The organism is Ihubacter massiliensis (genome assembly GCF_024125305.1).
GTDB classification, from domain to species: Bacteria; Bacillota; Clostridia; order Peptostreptococcales; family Anaerovoracaceae; genus Hominibacterium; species Hominibacterium faecale.
Window position 1 is genome coordinate 3,742,779 of the sequence record NZ_JAMXVH010000001.1, and the last position, 20,978, is coordinate 3,763,756.

A 20,978-nucleotide genomic window follows, 5' to 3' on the forward strand; every position below is an offset into this window, starting at 1 on the left:
TTAAGTCTTTGTGAAAACTAATCCTTGTTATGCTTCTATTTTTTCGATAGTTTCAAACTCTTCATCAGAGATATTGGAATCCTTGGCCATGCTGGTTTTCATCAGCAGTACATATACGACGAAACCAACGATGAAGGACCAAATGTAGTTGATGGAGTTGATGTAAGTAATTAATGTCCAGAAGCCATTGCTTGCAGTGGCCGGCTGGAAGTAAGTGATCAGCGGAATGATGAATGCTACGACCCAGGCGATGATAGCGGCCTTGTTAAAGCCGTTGCCATACCAGTATCTGCCTTCTTCTCCCTTGAACAGTGCTGCGATTTCCACCTTCTTTTTCTTGCAAACGAAGTAGTCTGCGATAAAGATAGCGGCGATCGGTGAGAGGATTGTTCCGTAAGCGTTCATCCAAGTGAAGTATGCTCCGCCGGAACCATAGATCCACCAAGCCTGCAGGATGAAGAACGCGATCAGGATGGTAACAACAACGCCCTTCTTGTAGCTGATCTTCTTCGGGTTGATGTTGGAAATTCCGTTGGCCGGCGCTACTACGTTGGCCGCTACGCAAGTGGTTACGGTAGCTGCTACTACAGCCAGAGCTGCGATAAATACGATGAGCTTGTTATCGATCCGATAGAATACGGCTGTCGGGTCGAACATGGCCTGGCCGTCAACCAGCTCAGTTGCTCTTGCAAAGAACGCACCTACGAATGCGCAGAATGCCATTGGAATCGGCATGCCGTACAGCTGGCCTCTGAACTGATCCTTCTGGGATCTTGCATATCTGGAAAAGTCCGGGATATTGAGAGCCATGGTCGCCCAGAAAGCGATGTTGCCCATCAGGCCTCCCAGGTAAACGAGAGCAAACCCGCCGCCCTTTTCAATCAATGCATCATTGTTCGGTGAATTCAGTACGTCGGAGAAGGAATAGCCTGCTTCTCCCGCATACATTGCGGCCCAGATCAGAAGAGCGATCATAACTGCGATGAGCAGCGGTCCGCCGATGTTCTGGACCCATTTGATCTGATCCATACCTTTATAAGCTACCCAGCCGATAAAGATGATGAAAATGATGTAACCGATGAACTGACCGGCTACAACGGTCTCCATGCCGCCCCAGGAAGGAAGGCTCATTGTCCAGTCTTCATGGGCAAACTTGGGAATCACGCAGCCAATGATGGCCGCTACGGCACCGCCGCCTACCCAGGCCTGAACGGAAGTCCAGCCGCAGGCGGTGATCGCCCTCAGGATTGCCGGTATCTGGGCGCCTCTGCCGCCGAAGGTCAGTCTGGCAAAGAGCGGGAACGGGATACCGTATTTGGTTCCGACCTGCGAGTTCAGCTGAATCGGGATCAGAACGATGATGTTACCTAAGGCTACATTGATGATAGAAAGCCATGGGGATACACCCATACCGATAAGTCCGGATGCCAGGGAAAGGGATGGGATACAGATCGACATACCAACCCATAACATCGAAATGTTGTATGTAGTCCAGGTTCTCTGGGATACTGAAGTGGGAGCCAGGTCTTCATTGTAATACTTGGAAGACAATAGTTCCGCTTTGGCAGTATCCGTCAGTTCGTATAGTCCGTTGCGAACTACTTGTGTGTGCGTTGACATTTAAACACCTCCATATTAAATTTTTACAAAGCGTAAATTATTTCATAACCAATTATACTATAAATTGTCAGAAATGTAACTAGTTTTTTTTAATTTTTTAGAAAACTCAAAATATTGGTTGGAGTTGAAAACAATATGTTATCCATGTATAATCATACCCAGACGTAGAGGAGGTATCGTATGAGCTTTACGAAAAAACAGGTAAATGAAATACTGGATAAGTTGGAATTGCAATATCCGGACGCTGATTGCGCATTGGAGCACGGCAGCGTTTTTCAGCTTTTGGTGGCGGTCGTTTTATCGGCGCAGACCACAGATAAGAGTGTTAATCTGGTAACAAAAAAACTTTTTGAAACCTATCCGGACGCCCATGCTTTGGCGCAGGCCTCACAGGAAAATCTGGAGGATATCATCAAACGGATCGGCATGTATAAGAACAAATCGAAGAATATTCTGGCCCTGGCGAGGATGCTGGTTGAAAAATATGATGGACAAGTTCCAGAAGATTACGACCTGTTGATTGAACTGCCAGGGGTGGGGAGAAAAACCGCCAATGTGGTGCTGGCAGTGGGATTCGGCCATCAGCGGATCGCCGTAGACACCCATGTTTTCAGGGTTTCCAACCGAATTGGTCTGGTCGATGAAAAGGACGTTTTGAAGACGGAGATGGCGCTGATGAATAGCTTGCCGGAAGAGCGCTGGTCCCGCTCTCATCACAGCTTGATTTTCCACGGACGTTACTGCTGTCACGCTAGAAATCCAGACTGTGAAAATTGTGTAATCGGTTACATATGTAAAAAGAAGGGTGTAAGTGTAAAATGACAAAGCAGGACGCTCGGCTGGGGGTATACAAAGTGCTGGATGACTTGGGGGTTTCTTACCAGATTCATGAACATCAAGCTTTTTTCACAGTGGCGGAAGCAGATGAAAAGGGCTATGTGCTGCCAGGTTTAAATCTGAAAAATCTTTTTATAAAAAACAAGAGGGGACCGGAGCGGTACCTTGTCATATTGGACGACCATCGCAAGCTGGATTTTAAAGCATTTGCCAAGTTTACCGGCTGGGGCAATAAGGTCACATTTGCGGGAGATGATGAGCTAATGGAATACCTTGGTCTTACTCCTGGATCAGTGAGCCCTTTTGGACTGATTAACGACTTGCAGCATCGGGTGATTGTGGTGCTGGCAAAATCGATCGGCCAGGCAGCCGGTGATATGACGGTCAATTTTCATCCCAACGATAATACGGCAACGCTGTCACTGACTAAAAACGATTTTCTCAAGTTTCTGGAGCATATGGGAAATACCGTGATTTTCGAAGTATAATCGTTTAAATCTGAGCTTGGTCAAAGGGATACATGGTATAAACGGATTCCCGTCTCCATGTATCCCTTTTTGATCAATTTTTTTTGGAAAATGTTGCCTTGACAACATACTTTTCTCGTAATCCTTGGTACACTGGGTGGTGTTATTAAGAAAAAAGAGAAAGGATGTTTACACCATGAAAAAACTAGTTGCTATTGTTATGATGCTGACGATGACGGTCGGTTTGCTTGCTGGATGCGGAAGCGGCGACGGAGACAATCAGGAGACAGGCGGAAGCAAGAACCTTGAAGGCAAAAGCCTGATGATTTACTGCGGCGCGGGAATGAAAGAGCCGTTTCAAAAAATCTCCGATACCTTTCAGGAAAAGACCGGATGTCAAATGAAGGTTACCTTTGCCAATGCGGCACAAATTCAAACACAGATCAACACTTCCAAAGAAGGTGATATGTTCATTGCCGGATCAGCGGAAGAATTAAAACCGGTAAAGGAAACAGTCAGCAAAAGCGAAGATTTGGTAAAACATATTCCAGTGATCGCTGTTCAGAAAGGAAATCCGAAAAACATAAAAAGTATCAAAGATTTAGCCGGCCATTCCGTGCGCGTACTAATTGGAGATCCGGATTCCACCCCGATTGGAAAGATTGCGCAGAAAGCCTTTGCTGATGCCGGAATTAAGGATCAGGTCAAGCTGGCCGCTACAACAACAACTGCTCCGCAGATGACTACTGCCCTTTCCGCAGGCGAGGCGGATGCTGCCATCGTCTGGAAGGAAAATGTCAAGGGCGACAACGTCGAGATCGCAGAGGTACCGGATATGGAAGCTTACATAAAAACCATTCCCGCCGCGTCTCTTTCAACGACAAAGGATGCGGATACGCTGAAAGCGTTCGAAGCGTTTCTTGGAACTAAGGAAGCAAAAGACATCTGGACCGAATTTGGATATGAGCTGGTATAACCCTTATGAAACGCAGATTCCAATTATTTGAATGGTTTGCCATTGGCGTTTTGATTTTGGTAACTGCATTTATTACGATTAGCTTGCTGGCGGTGATTTTAGGGGGATTTTCCGCTCTCAGGGAATCCCTCTTTTCTGATGAAGTCCAATTTGCTGTCAAATTGAGCTTGGCCACCGCAACCATATCCACAGTAGTATGTATGCTTTTGGCGCTGCCCTGCTCCTACGTGCTGACTAGAAAGCGTTTCCCGGGAAGGCAGCTAATTGAAGCTATTATTGAAGTGCCGTTGTCGCTTCCATATCTTGTTCTGGGGCTATGCCTATTAATTGTTTTCTCCTCTCAAGCAGGACAGCTCTTAAAGGCGGCTGGATTCCGGGTTGTCTTTGACGCTGCAGGAATTGTGATTGCCCAGATCATGGTCAATCTGCCTTTTGTGATCAAGCTGGTGACATCCGCCTTTTCTGAGGTAGACCTTCGCCTTGAATTCATTGCAGGGACACTGGGCGCAAGCAGGTGGAAACGCTTTTATACCATTACATTGGGATTGTGCCGGAACGATCTGCTGTCCGCTTGTATTTTAGCCTGGTCCCGGGGACTGGGTGAATTCGGGGCAACCCTCATGCTGGTAGGGGTAACGCGAATGGTGACGGAGACATTGCCGGCTAGTATTTATCTCAATATCTCCACCGGCGACAACGATATGGCTATGGCTTCCGCAACCATATTGATCGCTATATCTATGGCAACTCTGATCTTCAGCAGCAGGCTGGAGAAAAAGAACAAAAGAGTAACGAGGAAAGAAGTATGAACAGAGTAGAAGTCAGGAAGTATCACATTCGGCGGGGCGATTTTTCCCTCAAGTCCATCGATCTTGCGGTGGATGAGGGGGAAATCTTTGCGGTTGTGGGCAAAACCGGTTCTGGCAAGACGATGCTGCTGGAATCGATTGCGGGTTTCTATGAGGACGGGACAGGCGAGATGCTCATAGATGGTATTTCGGTAAGCTCCATTCCGGTGGAAGAACGGCGAATTGGATTTGTTTATCAGGACTACGGACTGTTTCCTCATATGAGCGTATTAAAAAATATTGCCTACGGACTGACGATGCAGAAACAAAAGAAATCGGAGACTCTGCAAAAGGTTCAGCAAATTGCCGGACTCTTTTCCATTGGACATATTCTGCACCAATATCCGGGAACATTGAGCGGCGGCGAAAAACAGAGAGTAGCCATGGCCCGGGCGTTAATTACAAATCCCAGACTGCTGCTGCTGGATGAACCTTTTAGTGCATTAGATCCAGAAACAAAGAAAGCCCTATACAAACAAGTGAAACATATAAGCGCTCATTATCAATGTCCGATTATTTTTGTTACCCACGATTTTGAAGAGGCAGCATTTCTCGCTGACCGTATCGGAATTATGGAAGCAGGAAAGCTGTGCGCCGTCAGGACCCCGGATACGCTTTTTTCTTCCTATGACAGCGAGTCAATCCATCGATTTCTTGGAATTAAAGGAGAGTAACATGGAACAAAGAGAATTTTTTGAATATCTAAAAGCTCGTTTTGAACAAGTGTTAGAGAAATATGAGCTGAAATCAGAAACCATTGTCATCCGTTCAAAAGCCTTGTCTCCGCTGGAGGCAATCGGTAAAACCCAAAGAAAAGATTATCCGATCCTGACAGGAAAGGAGGTTATGCTGGAGGCTGACTATAAAGGCGCCAAAGGACAGGCCTTCACCGATGCTCCGGCACAGTTTCAAGGGTCTTTGAAAGAGATTCTGAGTCTGGGGCTGGCTGATGATTCCCACGCAAGAGGACTGTTCATCGCTGCAATGAATGCAGTGATGCGTTATTTGGGACTTGCAGAAAAGACGGTCCATTGTAAAGAACAGGAACCGGAGGAATGTGCAAAGCAGGCTGCATGTTATATAAAAGAGCATTACGGAACTCCCAAGATCGCACTGGTGGGATATCAGCCGGCCCTTTTGGAAAATCTGTCAAAGGAATATCCGCTTAAAGTGCTGGATTTGAATCCGGAGAATATCGGGCAGCTGCGTTACGGGGTAATGGTGGAGCATGGAGTTGAGGACTTTCAGGCGGTTGTAAAAGATTGGGCGGAACTGGTACTTTGCACAGGCAGCACCCTTTGCAATGGTACGATCCTGAATTTTTTGAATTTGGATAAAGAGGTGCTTTTTTTCGGCACGACCCTGGCCGGTGCGGCTGAGCTTTTAGGCTGCAAGCGGATGTGCTTTTGTGCGAAGTAGGGTGATGGGGACTGCTTCTTGGCGGGCCAGAAGTTTACCGCGGGTTCTCGGTTTTGGCCGATTGGGGCCGCCAAGCCCAAGGAGCTTTTGCTGCTGTAGAGCAGAGTATCGGTATTTAAATAAAACGGCTTCGTTTTTAATACTCTTTCTAAAAACCAATTAAAAAAGTATCAGAATCCAATGATTTAAAGATGGATCCTGATACTTTTATCTGCGCAGAGCCCTAAGCAGGTGCATAAAAGGCTGAAAACTATCAAAGTCAAACGATTTTCTCAGCTATTTTGATAACACTGCTTCTAGCAGGGCACTCCCCTCTTGGAGTGGGAGATCCGGGAAAAAGACCGGCATTTCTTATGGCCGTTATCTTCCGCAGCACTTCTTATACTTTTTGCCGCTTCCGCAGGGGCATGGGTCGTTGCGGCCGATTTTTTCACCTTTTACAACGGTCTTTGATTTTTTATATGCCTTAACAATTTCCTGCCGTTTTTCTTCTGACAAGAGCTTTTCCCACTGAGGCAGACCATACAAATAATCGGCGTCAGCTGCCAGCATATTATAGTAAAGCTTTTCCAGATCAATGTCCAGTTCCACCTGAGAATCTTCGCCGTAGTTCTCAAAATCGTTGCCCTTACGAAGGCTGGAATTGATTCCGTCTAAAAATCCCATGAAGATAACTGGACGAACCTGATACTTGTCCGCAAGTTCTTTAAGTGGAGCGGATATTTTTTCCCCAGGGTTGTCCAACAGATCACTGTAAATCTTTGTTTCCGCCTCACTGTATTCTGTCCAAAAATCTTTGAATGAGGCATCTGTCTGATTCTCAATCAGATCGCGCCATTGTTCGTACAAAGTCATGTTCCTGTTACCTCCCGCATAATTTTGCTATTTCCAGCACATCGCCCATCACAGCACTGCCGGTTGGCAGCGGGCCGGCGCCTTTTCCATAAAACATCAGCTCGTCCACCGCGTTTCCGCGTACAAAGACAGCATTGAATTCATTATTGATCGTTGCCAGAGGATGTGAATTGGGGATGCGTGTAGGTTTAACGCTGTATTCCAAACCATTTTCTGTTTTTTTAGCAGAAGCAATCAGCTTGATTTTGCAGCCGTTGACTGCAGCGTCGGTAATATCGGCTCTGGTAATGTCGGTGATGCCGGTAGTTGGTATATCTTCTGGTGCGACATAGGTATCGAAAGCAAGTGCCATCAAAATCGACAGCTTGTTAGCCACATCGATGCCTTCCACGTCAGCCGTGGGATCGGCTTCGGCAAAGCCTTTTTCTTGGGCCTTTTTCAGCACATCGCCATAGGGCAGTCCGTATTCGGTCATCTGTGTCAGAATATAGTTGGTCGTCCCGTTGAGAATACCAAGGATTTCCTCGAACTGATTGGAACGGAGCACAGTGGTGATGGCGTTGAGAATCGGGATACCGCCTCCCACACTGGCTTCAAATCGGAAGTCCACATGGTTTTCTTTAGCTGTTTTCATCAAGCGGTCAAAGTTAGCCGCTACAGCCGCCTTGTTGGCCGTAACCACATGCTTGCCGTTTTTCATTGCGGAAAGCATGAAGGTGGATGCAGGCTCAATACCACCCAGGAGTTCGATGACGATATCTATTTCAGGATCCTGGAAAATCGAATCCGGGTCCTGCGTGAACTGTTCCGGTACAACCGTTATGTCGCGCTTGCGATCCACATCCCGCTCTAGGATTTTGGTAATTTCAATTTTGCATTCAGCAGCAGCTTCAATCTGCGCTTTATTCATTTCCAAGGTTTTATATGTGCCGGTTCCAATGTTGCCCAGACCCAGCAAACCAACCTTTACTATTTTCATTCAGAATACCTCCTACGATCTCAAAATGCATTGACTAAAATTATATAACAAAAAAGACGATTTGTCTTTAGAAAATTAGAAATTTTTGCGATTGGTTACAAAGTCATTGACTTTTATCAATCGAGCCGCCACAATGAAAGGAGTTGCGCATAAAAATCTTGAATAGGAGGAACAATATGGCAATACACATCGTTCTGGTAGAACCGGAAATCCCGCCTAATACGGGAAACATCGCCAGGTCCTGTGCGGCGACGGGCAGTGTGCTGCACCTGGTAAAGCCGCTGGGGTTTTCCATTGATGATAAAAGCTTAAAACGGGCAGGACTGGATTACTGGCCTTTCGTAACCCTGAAAGTCCATGAGAGCCTGCAGGTGTTTTTAGACACATATAAAGGAAGGAATATGTACTTGGCTACCACCAAAGGCCCTAATCTTTATACAGAGGTGGAATACCAGGATGAGGATATGATCCTGTTTGGAAAAGAGACGGCAGGACTGCCGCGGGATTTTATCAAAGCCAATGAATCCCGGGCCATACGTATACCTATGAGTGAAGACACTAGACTGCGATCCTTTAACCTCTCCAACTCAGCGAACATCATCCTATTTGAAGCACTGAGGCAATTAGGTTTTCCTAATTTAAGCTAAAAGCTCTAGAAAAAAAAACGTGGTTATGGTATAATTATTGCGTAAGTGTTGTGAAAAATAAAGTGAATTTCTTGATTTGACAGAGGTGTATGAATGAGCATGAGACTTGGATATGATCTGACAATTGAACAAACACAAAAACTGGTGATGACCCCTGAATTGATTCAGGCAATTCAAATTCTGCAGTTCAACACCCAGGAGTTGGATTCGTATGTGCAGGAACAATTGCTGACCAATCCTGTTCTGGAACAGGGAGCATCTGCGCCGGGGGAATCACAGGAGCATGGTGAACAGGAAAGCGGATCCAGGGAAGATGCCGCACCGGAAAAAAATGACCAGGATGGTGAAATCGATTGGAAGGAATACCTAAAAGACCGGCAGTACGATGATATCAGTTACCGGCAATGGGAGTACAAGGATCCGGAGGAAAAAGAAAATTCTTACGAGCAGTATACCACCTATGATGTCACCCTGCCGGAGCACCTGATGTTCCAGCTGCAGTTTGCTTCCCATAAAAGGGGCTGCCGCAATGTCGGCAGGTATATCATTGAGTCGTTGGATGAAAACGGATATATGACGCTGTCGGTGGAAGAGATCGCTAAAGTTACCAGTGTTCCGGAGAATAAAGTTGAGGAGGTCCTCGATATCATACACACCTTTGATCCGGCGGGAGTAGGGGCGAGGAATCTAAAAGAATGTCTGCTGATTCAGATGGAGCATAAGGGGCTGCTGACTGAAGAATATGAACTTGTAATCAATGAGCACCTGGAGGATTTGGCGGCTAACCGACTGGGAGCGATTTCAAAATCCATGGGCATTCCTGTTAAAGAGATTCAGGAAATGGCGGATGTGATTAAATCTCTGGAACCAAAGCCGGGACGCCAGTTTGCCAGTCAGACGGATACCAGATATATCGTGCCCGATGTTTTAGTGGAACGGGTGGATGACGACTACGTGGTAACGGTCAATGACAGCAGCACGCCTCATTTGATGGTCAGCTCCTACTACGAGAAACTGCTGACAGAGGCGGAGAAGGACTCCAACCTGTCCAAATATCTTACAGATCGGCTCAATTCAGCAGTCTGGCTTATCAAGAGTATCGATCAAAGAAAACAGACCATCTATAATGTGGTCAAAGCCGTAGTCAAATACCAGAAGGACTTTTTCGACAAAGGGAGCAAATACTTGAAAACCCTGACGCTGAAGCAGATTGCCGAAGAAGTGGGCATCCATGAATCAACGGTAAGCCGTTCCATCAACGGTAAGTACCTGCAAAGTCCAATGGGCGTTTTCGAAATTAAATACTTTTTCTCCGGGGGCGTTTCAGGCGACCAGGGAGAAGGCATTTCCTCAAAAAGCATAAAAAGTTTTATTAAGGAAATTGTGGACAACGAGGATCCAAAATCGCCTCACAGCGACCAGGATATGGTTAAGATGCTGAAGGATAAAGGTATTGATATTTCCCGAAGGACAGTGGCAAAATACAGGGATGAGATGAACATATTGTCCTCATCCAAACGAAGACGGTATTAATTAATACATTTAAATATATTTTTTAGTTAATCGAGGAGGATTACAAAATGGCAATTAAAGTCGGTATTAGTGGTTTTGGTCGTATCGCAAGAGTCGTGATCCGCGCAGCTATGGATGATAAAGATATTGATATCTGCGGAATCAACGTACGTAACGCGGACAAGGAGTACATGGTGTACATGCTCAAATATGACACTATCTTCGGCCGTTTTCCAAAAGACCTGGCTGTATATGAAAACGGGATTGTAATTGATGGCAAGAAAGTTCCGGTATACAGCGAGAGCGATGCCGCTAATATTCCGTGGAGCGAATGCGGGGCAGAGTATATTGTAGAAGGTACCGGAGCATACAACACGACGGAAAAAGCAATGGTACATATCAACCAGGGGGCAAAAAAAGTAATCATCACAGCACCGGCAAAGGACAAGACTACACCGACCTTTGTAATGGGCGTTAACCATGAGAGCTATAAAAAGGATATGCACATTGTATCCAACGCTTCCTGTACCACCAATTGTCTGGCACCGCTGGCGAAAGTCATTGAAGATAACTGGGGAATCGAACAGGGGCTCATGTCAACGATCCATGCAGCTACTGCAAAGCAGAAAGTGGTAGACGCCCGTTCTCTGAAGGATTGGAGAACTGGAAGATCTGCCTTTAACAATATCATTCCGTCCACCACAGGCGCGGCCAAAGCCGTAGGTCTGGTTATCCCGTCTCTGGTTGGCAAAATGACCGGTATCTCCTATCGTGTGCCAACAGCCGACGTTTCGGTAATCGACCTGAATATTATGACAAAAAAATCCGCTTCCTACGAAGCGATCTGCGCCAAGATCAAAGAAGCTTCCGAAACGACCATGAAAGGTGTCATCGAATATATCGATGATGAAGTGGTATCCAGCGACTTTATCGGCGATCCGCACACTTCCATCTTTGATGCCAGAGAAGGAATCCAGCTCAATGATAAATTCTTTAAACTAATTGCATTCTATGATAATGAATATGGATATTCCAGCAAAATCCTGTCGCTCATAAAACACATGAACAGTGTAGATACTAAATAGAGGAAAAGGGACTCGATCCCATGCAATACGACAGCCGATGAACAATCGGCTGTTGTGCTATAAGAGCGCCTCACGGCCCGTCAAAAGATCCGCTACCAAGGGCCGAGACACGGGCAGCACGGCCAAACAGGCCCATAGAAGATTGATTTACATTTGAAAGGGAGTAGAATTATGAAAAAAACAGTAAGAGATGTGGAAGTAAAAGGAAAGAAAGTTCTGCTGAGATGCGACTTCAACGTACCCATGCAGGACGGAAAAATTACAGATGATATTCGTATCACCGCGGCATTGCCAACGATCGAATACTTGATCGACCACGGAGCAAAGGTGATTCTCATGTCCCATATGGGCAGACCCAAGGGTGAGGCGAATATGGAATATACACTCAAACCAGTGGCAGAACGGCTGGAAGAGCTTTTGGGAAAAGAAGTTTTTTTTACCAGCGTTCCTGAGGTTGTGAGCCAGCAGATCATCGATACGGCAGCGGCTTTAGAAAACGGCCAGGTCATGCTCCTGGAAAACGTCCGCTTCCGCAAGGAAGAAACGAAGAACGAGCCGGGGTTTGCCAAAGAACTGGCCCAGCTGGGAGAACTGTTCGTCAACGATGCCTTCGGCACCGCCCATCGCGCCCACTGCTCCACAGCCGGTGTGGCCGACTACCTGCCGGCTGTATCCGGTTTTCTCATTGAAAAAGAAGTAAAATTCCTTGGAGATGCGCTGGAAAACCCCAAGAGACCCTTTGTGGCCATCATGGGCGGCGCAAAAGTCGGGGACAAAATACCGGTCATTGAGAATCTCTTGAAGAAAGTAGACACGCTGATCATCGGCGGCGGAATGAGCTACACCTTCTTCAAGGCCATGGGACTGGAAATCGGGACCTCCATCCTGGACGAACCCAGCATCGATCTGGCCGGAGAATTGATGAAAAAGGCAGAGCAGGCCGGCGTGAAGCTGCTTCTCCCCGTGGATGTGGTATGCGCCAAGGAGTTTGACAACAACAGCGAAAAGAAAGTCTGCGACAGGGATCAGATACCGGCGGATATGATGGGCATGGACATTGGTCCCAAATCGGTCCAACTAATCAGCGAGGAACTGGCAAAAGCAAAGACGGTAGTCTGGAACGGCCCGGCCGGCGTATTTGAAATGCCCAATTTCGCAGAAGGAACAAAAAAAATCGCAGAAGCCTTGGCAAACAGCCAGGCAGCGACTATAATAGGTGGTGGCGATTCGGCAGCAGCTGTGGAACAGTTCGGCTATGCGGATAAAATGACTCACATTTCCACCGGCGGCGGCGCATCGCTGGAATTTTTAGAGGGTAAGGTATTACCTGGGATTGCAGTATTGGAGGAAAAAGAATGAGAACACCATTTATCGCAGGAAACTGGAAAATGTTCAAAACAGGGAGAGAAGCCGTAACCTTTGCCGAAGAATTCAAAGAACTATACCAGGATACGGACGTAAAGACCGCGATCTGTGCGCCGTACGTGTATTTGGGCCTTTTGAAGAACCTGTTTTCCGGCACAGACATCAAGGTAGGAGCGCAGAATGCGTTTTATGAAGATGAAGGCGCTTTCACCGGCGAAATATCGGTGCAAATGCTGGAGGATGTAGGTGTGGATTACTGTATCATCGGCCACTCCGAACGGAGACAGTATTTTGGCGAAACTGACCAAACCATCAACCGCAAGTTAAAGAGGCTCTTTGCTGGTACAATTACGCCGATTCTATGCGTTGGAGAAAATCTTCAGCAGAGAGAACAGGAAGAACAGTATTTGGTAGTAAGGGATCAGCTGATGGGCGCACTTGCGGGAATCGCTCCCGAGCAGGCTGTAAAACTGGTCATTGCATATGAGCCGGTTTGGGCGATTGGTACAGGAAAGACCGCGACTCCTCAGCAGGCTGAGGATATGTGCGAATTTATCAGAAACGCAGTTGAAGCTCTATATAACGAAGACGTTGCCGATAAAGTGGTAATTCAGTACGGCGGCAGCGTTAAGCCGGCCAATGCAACGGAGATCATGAACATGGACAATATAGACGGCGCTCTGGTAGGCGGCGCCAGTCTCAATGCAAAAGATTTTATGGAAATTATTGATTTTTAGAAGGAGGAGAAGAACATGCCATTTATTGAAGATGTAATCGCACGGGAAGTGCTGGACTCAAGAGGAAATCCTACAGTAGAAGTTGAAATTATGCTGGATGACGGCAGTGTGGGAAGAGCGATGGTACCGTCCGGCGCATCCACAGGCGTTCACGAGGCAGTTGAGCTGCGGGACGGAGACAAGAGCCGTTATCTGGGCAAAGGTACTTTGCAGGCGGTAGAGAATGTAAACACCGTAATTGCCGATGAGGTGATCGGCTGCGACGTATTCGATCAGGTGGGCCTGGATAGACTGCTCATCGACCTGGACGGAACTCCCAACAAGGGTAAACTGGGCGCCAATGCGATTCTCGGCGTTTCCATGGCTGCGGCCAGAGCGGCGGCTGAATCTCTGGGACTTCCGCTGTTCCAGTACCTGGGCGGCGTCAACGGAAAAGTTCTTCCTACTCCCATGATGAATATTTTAAACGGTGGTTCCCATGCCGATAATACCGTCGACATTCAGGAATTCATGATCATGCCTGCCGGAGCTCCTACGTTCAGAGAAGCGCTGAGAATGGGCGCGGAAGTATTCCACAGCCTGAAAGCCGTATTAAAAGGCAAGGGCCTCAATACAGCCGTGGGCGACGAAGGCGGATTTGCTCCAAACTTGTCCACCAACGAGGAAGCCATTCAGGTCATAATCGAAGCCATCGAAAAGGCCGGTTACAAACCTGGCGATGATGTGCGCATCGCACTGGACGTTGCTGCCAGCGAATTCTACAATGCAGAGAAAGACATTTATGCTCTGACTGGTGAAGGCGTGAGCAGAACAGCGGCGCAAATGGTTGAATACTACGAAATGCTGGCGGATAAGTATCCAATTGTTTCCATCGAAGACGGATTGGCGGAAGACGACTGGAACGGCTGGAAGCTGCTTACCGAAAAGCTGGGCAAAAAGATTCAGCTGGTGGGCGACGACCTGTTTGTCACCAATACCGAGAGACTGGCAAGCGGAATCGAAAAGGGAATTGCCAATTCTATTCTCATCAAGGTCAACCAGATCGGAACACTGACCGAAACCTTTGACGCCATCGAAATGGCGAAAAAAGCCGGTTACACAGCAGTTGTGTCCCATAGAAGCGGTGAGACGGAAGATACGACCATCGCCGATATCGTTGTCGGACTCAATGCCGGACAAATCAAGACCGGGTCCCTTTCCAGAACCGACCGGATCGCCAAATACAACCAGCTGCTTCGCATTGAAGAGCTGCTGGGCGACTCAGGCCTGTACGCGGGATTTGATGCCTTCTATAATCTGAAATAAATTGAAGCGTAAAGTAACTTTGCGGGCAGCGTGTGCTGCCCGTAATCTTTTTTCAGAGTACCATTATGATTGAAGAGGGCAGGTGTGTCAGGATGCTGGAACAAAAAGAATATGATATTTTGAACGGTATTATTAAAACTGTATACCAAACAACCAACTCACAGGCCATGCGCAGACAGGTGCTGATGGACTTGAAAAAGCTGACCGGCTGTAAATTTTCAGTATTTAGCCTGGGCCTTCTGCGAAATAAAATCGTCTATCTAACCGATAGTGTGATCGTCAGCGATTTCGAGAAAGAATTTGAAGATTCGTTTATTTATCTCAGCGAAACAAAATATGAGATGTCGGATTATGCTTCCTGGATTTTTCTGATTCCGGAGTCGGTGGTCTATAAAGATTCTGACCTGGTCAATGACCAGCTGCGGAAAAAGACGCCCTATTACAAAGACTATCTGCTTGCCAGCGGACTGCCCCATGTGGCAGGGATCTCCATTGTGGAAAACGGCAAATTTCTTGGAGCGCTGACCCTGTACAAAGCGGAGAAAGCCGGTGATTTTACGGAAAAGGATCTGTTTGTCCTTGAGTTTCTCCGGCCCCATCTGGAAACGCGGCTTTCAACCGATGACCTGCGGGCAGGAAGCAACAAAAATAACATATCCTATCTGCTGAAAAGCAATTATTTCATGACAACACGGGAAATCGAGATCCTGGGCCTGGTCTTTAAAGGAAAGCGCAATGACGAAGTTGCAGATTTACTGGGGATTGCAGAAAACACTGTCAAAAAACATGTGAGCCATATCTACGAGAAACTGGAGGTCTCCAGCCGGTCCCAGCTGGTTCAGTTTGTCCTCGATCATGATATGGCTCACTTGTGGTAGAAACCATCCGCAGAAAAAGGGTGTGAAAGATTTTTCTAGCAGGCGGCTATATCAGGTGCAGCGCCTTCAAGGGTATCCAGCCTGCGGCATTCTCTGCGAATGAAGATCAGGCAGAGGATAAACGCGAGGGCATCGGCTGCCGGCTGTGCAAACCAGATTCCCTTATACCCGAAGATTGCAGGAAGAAGGAAGAGCAGTGGTGTGGAAAAAGCCACACGGCATAAAGCGCAGACCAGCGCCGGCCGGATCATTTCGATGGCCTGGAAGTATCCGCTGGTGACCAGGGCGAGACAACCGAAGGTGAATAACGGCAGGAATACATGCATGATGGCGACGGTCGCATCGATCAGCTCCGGATCTTCGCCGACAAAGAAGGTCACGACCGGTTTTGCGAAAACAAAGATGATTGCCAGCAAGCAGCTCAGGGCCAGAACAGACTGGAAGGTGGAGGTTTTTAACAGCTGTTTTACACGGATGAAATTCTTCATGCCGAAGTTATAGCTGGCAATGGGAAGCAGCCCGGAAATCAGTGAGTTGCAAAGGAGCATGATGATGTAGACAATATAAGCGTTGATCGTTCCAAATGCCGCAATTTCCAGTTCGCCCCGTCCATAGCTGACGATCTGGCGATTGACAATGATCGTTGTCAGAATAACGCACAGTTCGATGAGAAAAGGCGCAAAGCCGATCTTCAAGGCGCTGCCGATGATGGAAAACTTCAGTTTGAAATCGCGCAGATGAATTTTCATACCGCCTTTGGCCAGCTGCAGATAGGGCACCAGTGCAAAAGCAAAGCCTACGCAGATTACCCAGGAATATGCCGAAGCTTCCATACCAAATCCCATCCGCATCAGGAGAATGTATTCGAGGATGGTCGCAACGATCGCAGGAGCGATGTAGGAGATGGCCGAAGCCAGAGGTTTGCCGATGGCCCGGGTATAATAGTATACTGCCGTACCTGTAATGGAAAAAGGAATGCAGATAAAGTACGGAATTGCATACGCTCTGGCATGGGGCAAAATGTCCGGGGTGGAACCAAGGAACATCAGCAGCCGGTCCATGTTGAGCAGGCACAGAGCAGCCAGAACCAGGGAGAAGAGGAAGGTGAAGATGGTGACCATTGCATAAGTTTCCCGGGCACCTTCAGAATCACCTTCGCCCAGCTTACTTGCGATGACCGTTGAACCGCCTATGGCAAACAGTGCGCCCAGGGCGATGGTGACGGTCCAAAGGGAGGTAACGATGCCAATGGTGGCAAGGCCGATCGTTCCCTGGCTGTTTCCAACGAAGAACCCATCGGCAATAACCGATATAGCCTGGGCGATCAGGCCAATCAGGCCCAAAAGGGAGTATTTCCAAAACAGCGGTGTGATTTTTTTGGTGGCAAATTCGTGCGCTTCCGTTTCAGGAACAGCTTGATATTCTTGATCGTTACTCATATTTAGCACCGTGTCCTTTCCCAAGAAGCATTCCGTAGGTTTCCGGGCGGCGGTCTTTCAGCAGGGCATAATAGCCGGCCCGCAGCGGTTCCTTGTCCATATAATTGAAGCTGGCTGAAACGATGGCTTCTTGATCTTCAACAACTTCTGACAGCAGCTGGCCATTGGGGCCGGTCAGCTTGCTTCTTCCGAAAAAGTCCAGAATTTCTTCAGCACCAACCTGATTGCAGCAGGCCGTATAAATAACGTTGTCAAAGGCCCGCGCTTGCTGAACCAGATCCCAATCATGCTGCTGGGGCTTTTCCCAGGCTGCCGGAATCAAAATATAGTCCGCGCCTTTTAAGGCCAGGATACGAGCTGTTTCAGGGAAAGCGCTGTCCCAGCAGATCATGATCCCGATGGTGCCGATTTCAGTTTGGAAAACCGGATAGTCCGAGTTGCCGGATTCCACGCCAGGCTTTTCTTCTTCCACCAGATGCATTTTGCGGTACTGGCCCAGCACCTTCCCGCTGCGGTCGATCAGTGCGGCTGAGTTGTAAACCTTGTCCGTATCCGGATCTTTTTCAATGAATCCAAAGACGAGGAAAACGCTGTGGTCTCTGGCATAATTGGATAATTCTTTAATGGATGGACCCTGCATGGTTTCGGCAATGCTGCGGCAGTCTTCCGGTGTGCATTCACAGCCGGTAGTAGCCAGTTCCGGAAACAGGATCAGGTCTGTATCCGGATATTTTTGCAGAGCCATGTCTGCAAGCTGCTTCATTTTATCCAGATTCTTTCGTTTTTCATTGGTCAGCGAGTGCATCTGCGCACAGGTAATACGGATCGTTTCTTTTTTCATATGGTTGTTCCTCCAAAGGTGATTTATTGGCTCTTAGCTGCTAAGAAATTTGTTAGGTTAATTTTATCGCTCCGTAAAACCCTGTGAAATGTACCTGGGAAGTATTTGTTGCCGAAAAAAATAACACAAAAGTAGTATCTGAAAATTCATACTTGACAGATAACGTGCTTTGTGTTGCTTTAAAAGGAGCCGCCTGAAACCTATTTTGATTACGATAAACCAAAAGGCATGAGCAATCATACTTGGTGCGGCAGCCCCTCTGGCTGAACTTTTCCCAGGATGATTTCCAGCCAATAACAGGCCGCAGTTAGAAAAGAACCATGTTGTGACAAAAAAACTTGAATTCTTTTAGGCCATGTGATAAAATTTAGAAGTTAGTTTACAAGGAGGTAAGAAAATGCAGACAATTCTCATGGTAGTACTGGCCATTGCAAGTGTTATTTTGATCATAAGCATTCTGCTGCAATCCAGTAATAGTGCCGGTTTGTCGGGCTCTATCGGAGGAGGAGCAGAGCAGCTTTTCGGTAAGAAAAAGAGCCAGGGATATGAGGGCATCCTCAACAAAATATCCACGGTGGCAGCGGTTCTGTTTATTGTGCTGTCTCTTATTCTCGTTATGCTTGAGGGTTAGGGTTAGCGGTTAATTCGTTTCGTTTAATTTTATTATTATATTTCACTTTTACATAAGAGGTGTCATTGGCGCCTCTTATAGTTGTGTTAAAAGTGAGAGGGAGGTATCATTTTTATGGACAACTTATCAATTATTGCTCCTATTGCGGCAGTCATCGGGCTAATCGTAGCCTTCGGCCTGTCATCATGGATCAGCAAAGTGGCTGAGGGTAATGATAGGATGAAGGAAATCTCAGGCTACATTCGCGAAGGCGCCATGGCGTTCCTGAGAAGAGAGTATAAAGTCATGATCATTGTTATCATCATACTCTTTATTCTGATTGCTGTATGCATCAAACCGCTTACTGGCGTGCTGTATGTAGTGGGTGCGCTCCTGTCTGTTCTGGCCGGATTCTTCGGCATGAACGTTGCGACAAAAGGTAACGTAAGAACAGCTAACGCGGCCAATGAAGGCGGTATGAACAAGGCTCTCAAAGTAGCCTTCCGGTCCGGTGCAGTAATGGGCCTGTGCGTGTCTGGTCTGGGACTTTTAGGCCTGGGTGTCATCTTTGTTATTATGGGCATTTCTTCGGCAGACGTTATCACAGGTTTTGGTCTGGGCGCTTCTTCAATGGCTCTCTTTGGAAGAGTTGGCGGCGGTATTTACACAAAGGCGGCCGACGTTGGTGCTGACCTGGTAGGTAAAGTTGAAGCAGGTATCCCGGAAGACGATCCAAGAAACCCGGCTGTTATCGCAGATAACGTAGGCGACAATGTAGGCGACGTTGCCGGTATGGGATCCGACTTGTTTGAATCCTATGTTGGTTCTATCATTTCCGCAATTACACTTGCGGTTATTATCCCGCACGTAACTCCAATGTTCGGATCATCCTTTGAGCTGGATCCGGTCGTTGGTTCTGTATTCCCGCTGGTGCTGGCGGCTATCGGCCTGATCGCATCGGTTATCGGTATCCTGCTGGTAAGAGGCAAGGAAGGCGGCAACCCTGCTGCTGCGCTCAATATGGGAACTTATATCAGCGGCGTTATCGTAGTGATCGCTTCTCTGATTTTAAGCAAGACCATGCTGGGCAACTTCAACTCAGCGATTGCGATTATTGCTGGTCTGATTGTTGGTATTGCCATCGGTAAAATTACTGAAATTTATACTTCTGCAGATTATAAATCCGTTAAAAAGATCGCAGACCAGTCTCAGACCGGTTCAGCGACAACAATTATCAGCGGGCTGGGCGTTGGAATGCTGTCCACCGTATGGCCGATCATCTGCATTGCAGTGGGTATTTTCGTAGCAAACGGCTTTGCCGGATTATATGGTATTGCTCTGGCAGCTGTCGGAATGCTGTCCACAACCGGTATGGTTGTAGCAGTTGACGCTTATGGTCCTGTATCCGACAATGCCGGCGGTATCGCTGAGATGTCCGAGCTTCCTGCGGGCGTTCGAGAAATCACGGACAAACTGGACTCCGTTGGTAACACAACCGCAGCCATCGGTAAAGGATTTGCGATTGGTTCTGCGGCTCTGACAGCTCTGGCTCTGTTTGCTTCCTTCTCGCAGGTTGCACAGATCAGCGCAATTTCATTGCTGGATCCAATGGTAATCATCGGTCTCTTCATTGGTGCTATGTTGCCGTTCCTGTTCTCCGCTATGACGATGAACTCGGTAGGTAAAGCGGCGAACCAGATGATCGAAGAGGTAAGAAGACAGTTCAGAGAAGATAAGGGCATTATGGAAGGTACTTCTAAGCCTGACTATGCAAGATGCGTAGATATCTCCACAAAAGCAGCGCTGAAAGAAATGCTGGCTCCTGGCCTGATGGCAATTATCGCGCCTCTGGCAGTTGGTGTTGTTCTGGGCGTTGAAGCGCTGGGCGGCATGCTGGCTGGCGCGCTGGCTGCAGGCGTACTGCTGGCGATCATGATGGCTAATGCAGGCGGTGCCTGGGATAATGCGAAGAAGTATGTTGAAGAAGGACATTACGGCGGCAAGGGTTCCGATACCCATAAAGCTACTGTCGTTGGAGATACGGTCGGTGACCCGTTCAAGGATACATCCGGTCCGTCCATCAACATTCTGATCAAGCTGATGACGATCGTAGCAGTCGTATTTGCGCCACTGTTCGTAAGTATCGGCGGACTGATCTAATTGAAAAACAATTGAATGTAAGTTATTTAGGGCGAGCTCTTCGGAGCTCGTCTTTTTGTGTGGGGAGAGAAGCAGGAGTTGGGGATTTTTGAGTAAACAATGGAAGGTAAGAAAGAGATGGACTTGTTGCGGAAAAAAATGAAACTTTCATGTAAAATTTACGCCATTTTCTACGATAGCGGCCTCTCAAATCTGCCGGGAAGCTGCGTAGGCCGCTTTCTGCCAAGAACAGGCCCCATAACCCTGTAACTTAGAGAAAAGAATGCCGCTTTTTACAAAAGTTTTCCGGAATATGGGGCTTTGGCGGTTTGAAGGTGGGATGTGGATATCCCGGGAAAACTTTCATACTAATCTGGACAATATAATGTGACTGTAAAATCCAATAAAAGTAATAATTT

At 47.4% G+C, this 20,978-nt stretch carries 20 protein-coding genes; 15 read left to right on the top strand and 5 right to left on the bottom strand.

Annotated features, from left to right (window positions below; translation table 11 throughout):
* Positions 1-27: 27 nt before the first annotated feature.
* Positions 28-1,620 carry an NCS1 family nucleobase:cation symporter-1 gene (locus NIA71_RS17105; RefSeq protein WP_148395405.1) on the bottom strand — a complete coding sequence of 531 codons (1,593 nt, stop codon included), beginning with the start codon at positions 1,618-1,620 and terminating at the stop codon, positions 28-30.
* Between the two features lie 180 nt (positions 1,621-1,800).
* Here NIA71_RS17105 and nth point away from each other — a divergent pair, with 180 nt between their 5' ends.
* The 6 genes from nth (at position 1,801) to NIA71_RS17135 (ending at position 6,167) form a co-directional block, all read left to right on the top strand.
* Positions 1,801-2,442, top strand: coding sequence for an endonuclease III (nth, locus tag NIA71_RS17110; RefSeq protein WP_148395406.1), 642 nt, complete (start codon positions 1,801-1,803; stop codon positions 2,440-2,442).
* The gene (locus tag NIA71_RS17115) at positions 2,439-2,945 is read left to right on the top strand and encodes a prolyl-tRNA synthetase associated domain-containing protein (RefSeq protein ID WP_253021051.1); all 507 of its coding nucleotides are present in this window, start codon (positions 2,439-2,441) and stop codon (positions 2,943-2,945) included. Before nth ends, NIA71_RS17115 begins: the two co-directional genes overlap by 4 nt.
* 175 nt (positions 2,946-3,120) lie before the next feature.
* Positions 3,121-3,900, top strand: a complete 780-nt coding sequence (gene modA / locus NIA71_RS17120; protein ID WP_253021052.1) for a molybdate ABC transporter substrate-binding protein — start codon at positions 3,121-3,123, stop codon at positions 3,898-3,900.
* Positions 3,901-3,905: 5 nt separating this feature from the next.
* Positions 3,906-4,709, top strand: coding sequence for an ABC transporter permease (locus tag NIA71_RS17125; RefSeq protein WP_148395409.1), 804 nt, complete (start codon positions 3,906-3,908; stop codon positions 4,707-4,709).
* Entirely contained in the window at positions 4,706-5,422 is a 717-nt protein-coding gene (locus tag NIA71_RS17130; RefSeq protein ID WP_253021053.1) for an ATP-binding cassette domain-containing protein, read from the top strand. The genes NIA71_RS17125 and NIA71_RS17130 overlap by 4 nt, the downstream gene beginning before the upstream one ends.
* Position 5,423: 1 nt before the next feature.
* Positions 5,424-6,167 carry a Rossmann-like domain-containing protein gene (locus tag NIA71_RS17135; RefSeq protein WP_253021054.1) on the top strand — a complete coding sequence of 248 codons (744 nt, stop codon included), beginning with the start codon at positions 5,424-5,426 and terminating at the stop codon, positions 6,165-6,167.
* 360 nt (positions 6,168-6,527) lie between these two features.
* On the opposite strand, the gene NIA71_RS17140 is transcribed toward NIA71_RS17135, so the two are convergent.
* Both NIA71_RS17140 and NIA71_RS17145 read right to left on the bottom strand, forming a co-directional pair.
* On the bottom strand, positions 6,528-7,022 hold the full coding sequence (locus tag NIA71_RS17140; RefSeq protein ID WP_148395412.1) for an SEC-C metal-binding domain-containing protein: 495 nt from the start codon (positions 7,020-7,022) through the stop codon (positions 6,528-6,530).
* 7 nt (positions 7,023-7,029) lie between these two features.
* Positions 7,030-8,001 carry a homoserine dehydrogenase gene (locus tag NIA71_RS17145; RefSeq protein WP_148395413.1) on the bottom strand — a complete coding sequence of 324 codons (972 nt, stop codon included), beginning with the start codon at positions 7,999-8,001 and terminating at the stop codon, positions 7,030-7,032.
* A gap of 176 nt (positions 8,002-8,177) precedes the next feature.
* On the opposite strand from NIA71_RS17145, the gene trmL reads away from it, so the two are divergent.
* The 7 genes from trmL to NIA71_RS17180 all read left to right on the top strand — a co-directional run bounded on the left by trmL (position 8,178) and on the right by NIA71_RS17180 (position 15,530).
* Positions 8,178-8,648: a tRNA (uridine(34)/cytosine(34)/5-carboxymethylaminomethyluridine(34)-2'-O)-methyltransferase TrmL gene (gene trmL / locus NIA71_RS17150; RefSeq protein WP_253021055.1), complete on the top strand. Its 471-nt coding sequence runs from the start codon at positions 8,178-8,180 to the stop codon at positions 8,646-8,648.
* Positions 8,649-8,741: 93 nt separating this feature from the next.
* Entirely contained in the window at positions 8,742-10,181 is a 1,440-nt protein-coding gene (gene rpoN / locus NIA71_RS17155; protein ID WP_253021056.1) for an RNA polymerase factor sigma-54, read from the top strand.
* A gap of 47 nt (positions 10,182-10,228) precedes the next feature.
* A complete protein-coding gene (gap, locus tag NIA71_RS17160) occupies positions 10,229-11,245 on the top strand; it encodes a type I glyceraldehyde-3-phosphate dehydrogenase (protein ID WP_148395415.1) in 1,017 nt (338 codons plus the stop codon).
* Positions 11,246-11,416: 171 nt separating this feature from the next.
* Positions 11,417-12,604: a phosphoglycerate kinase gene (locus tag NIA71_RS17165; RefSeq protein ID WP_269476810.1), complete on the top strand. Its 1,188-nt coding sequence runs from the start codon at positions 11,417-11,419 to the stop codon at positions 12,602-12,604.
* Entirely contained in the window at positions 12,601-13,347 is a 747-nt protein-coding gene (gene tpiA, locus NIA71_RS17170) for a triose-phosphate isomerase (RefSeq protein ID WP_253021057.1), read from the top strand. The genes NIA71_RS17165 and tpiA overlap by 4 nt, the downstream gene beginning before the upstream one ends.
* Before the next feature lie 15 nt (positions 13,348-13,362).
* Positions 13,363-14,652 carry a phosphopyruvate hydratase gene (gene eno / locus NIA71_RS17175; protein ID WP_148395417.1) on the top strand — a complete coding sequence of 430 codons (1,290 nt, stop codon included), beginning with the start codon at positions 13,363-13,365 and terminating at the stop codon, positions 14,650-14,652.
* Between the two features lie 92 nt (positions 14,653-14,744).
* On the top strand, positions 14,745-15,530 hold the full coding sequence (locus tag NIA71_RS17180; protein WP_253021058.1) for a response regulator transcription factor: 786 nt from the start codon (positions 14,745-14,747) through the stop codon (positions 15,528-15,530).
* 35 nt (positions 15,531-15,565) lie between these two features.
* Here NIA71_RS17180 and NIA71_RS17185 read toward each other — a convergent pair whose 3' ends face one another.
* Both NIA71_RS17185 and NIA71_RS17190 read right to left on the bottom strand, forming a co-directional pair.
* Entirely contained in the window at positions 15,566-16,969 is a 1,404-nt protein-coding gene (locus tag NIA71_RS17185; protein WP_253021059.1) for an MATE family efflux transporter, read from the bottom strand.
* Positions 16,962-17,810, bottom strand: coding sequence for a carbon-nitrogen hydrolase family protein (locus NIA71_RS17190; RefSeq protein WP_253021060.1), 849 nt, complete (start codon positions 17,808-17,810; stop codon positions 16,962-16,964). The genes NIA71_RS17185 and NIA71_RS17190 overlap by 8 nt, the downstream gene beginning before the upstream one ends.
* Positions 17,811-18,207: 397 nt before the next feature.
* Here NIA71_RS17190 and secG point away from each other — a divergent pair, with 397 nt between their 5' ends.
* Positions 18,208-18,441 carry a preprotein translocase subunit SecG gene (secG, locus tag NIA71_RS17195; protein WP_148395421.1) on the top strand — a complete coding sequence of 78 codons (234 nt, stop codon included), beginning with the start codon at positions 18,208-18,210 and terminating at the stop codon, positions 18,439-18,441.
* A gap of 114 nt (positions 18,442-18,555) precedes the next feature.
* Entirely contained in the window at positions 18,556-20,580 is a 2,025-nt protein-coding gene (locus NIA71_RS17200) for a sodium-translocating pyrophosphatase (RefSeq protein WP_148395422.1), read from the top strand.
* Positions 20,581-20,978: the final 398 nt, after the last annotated feature.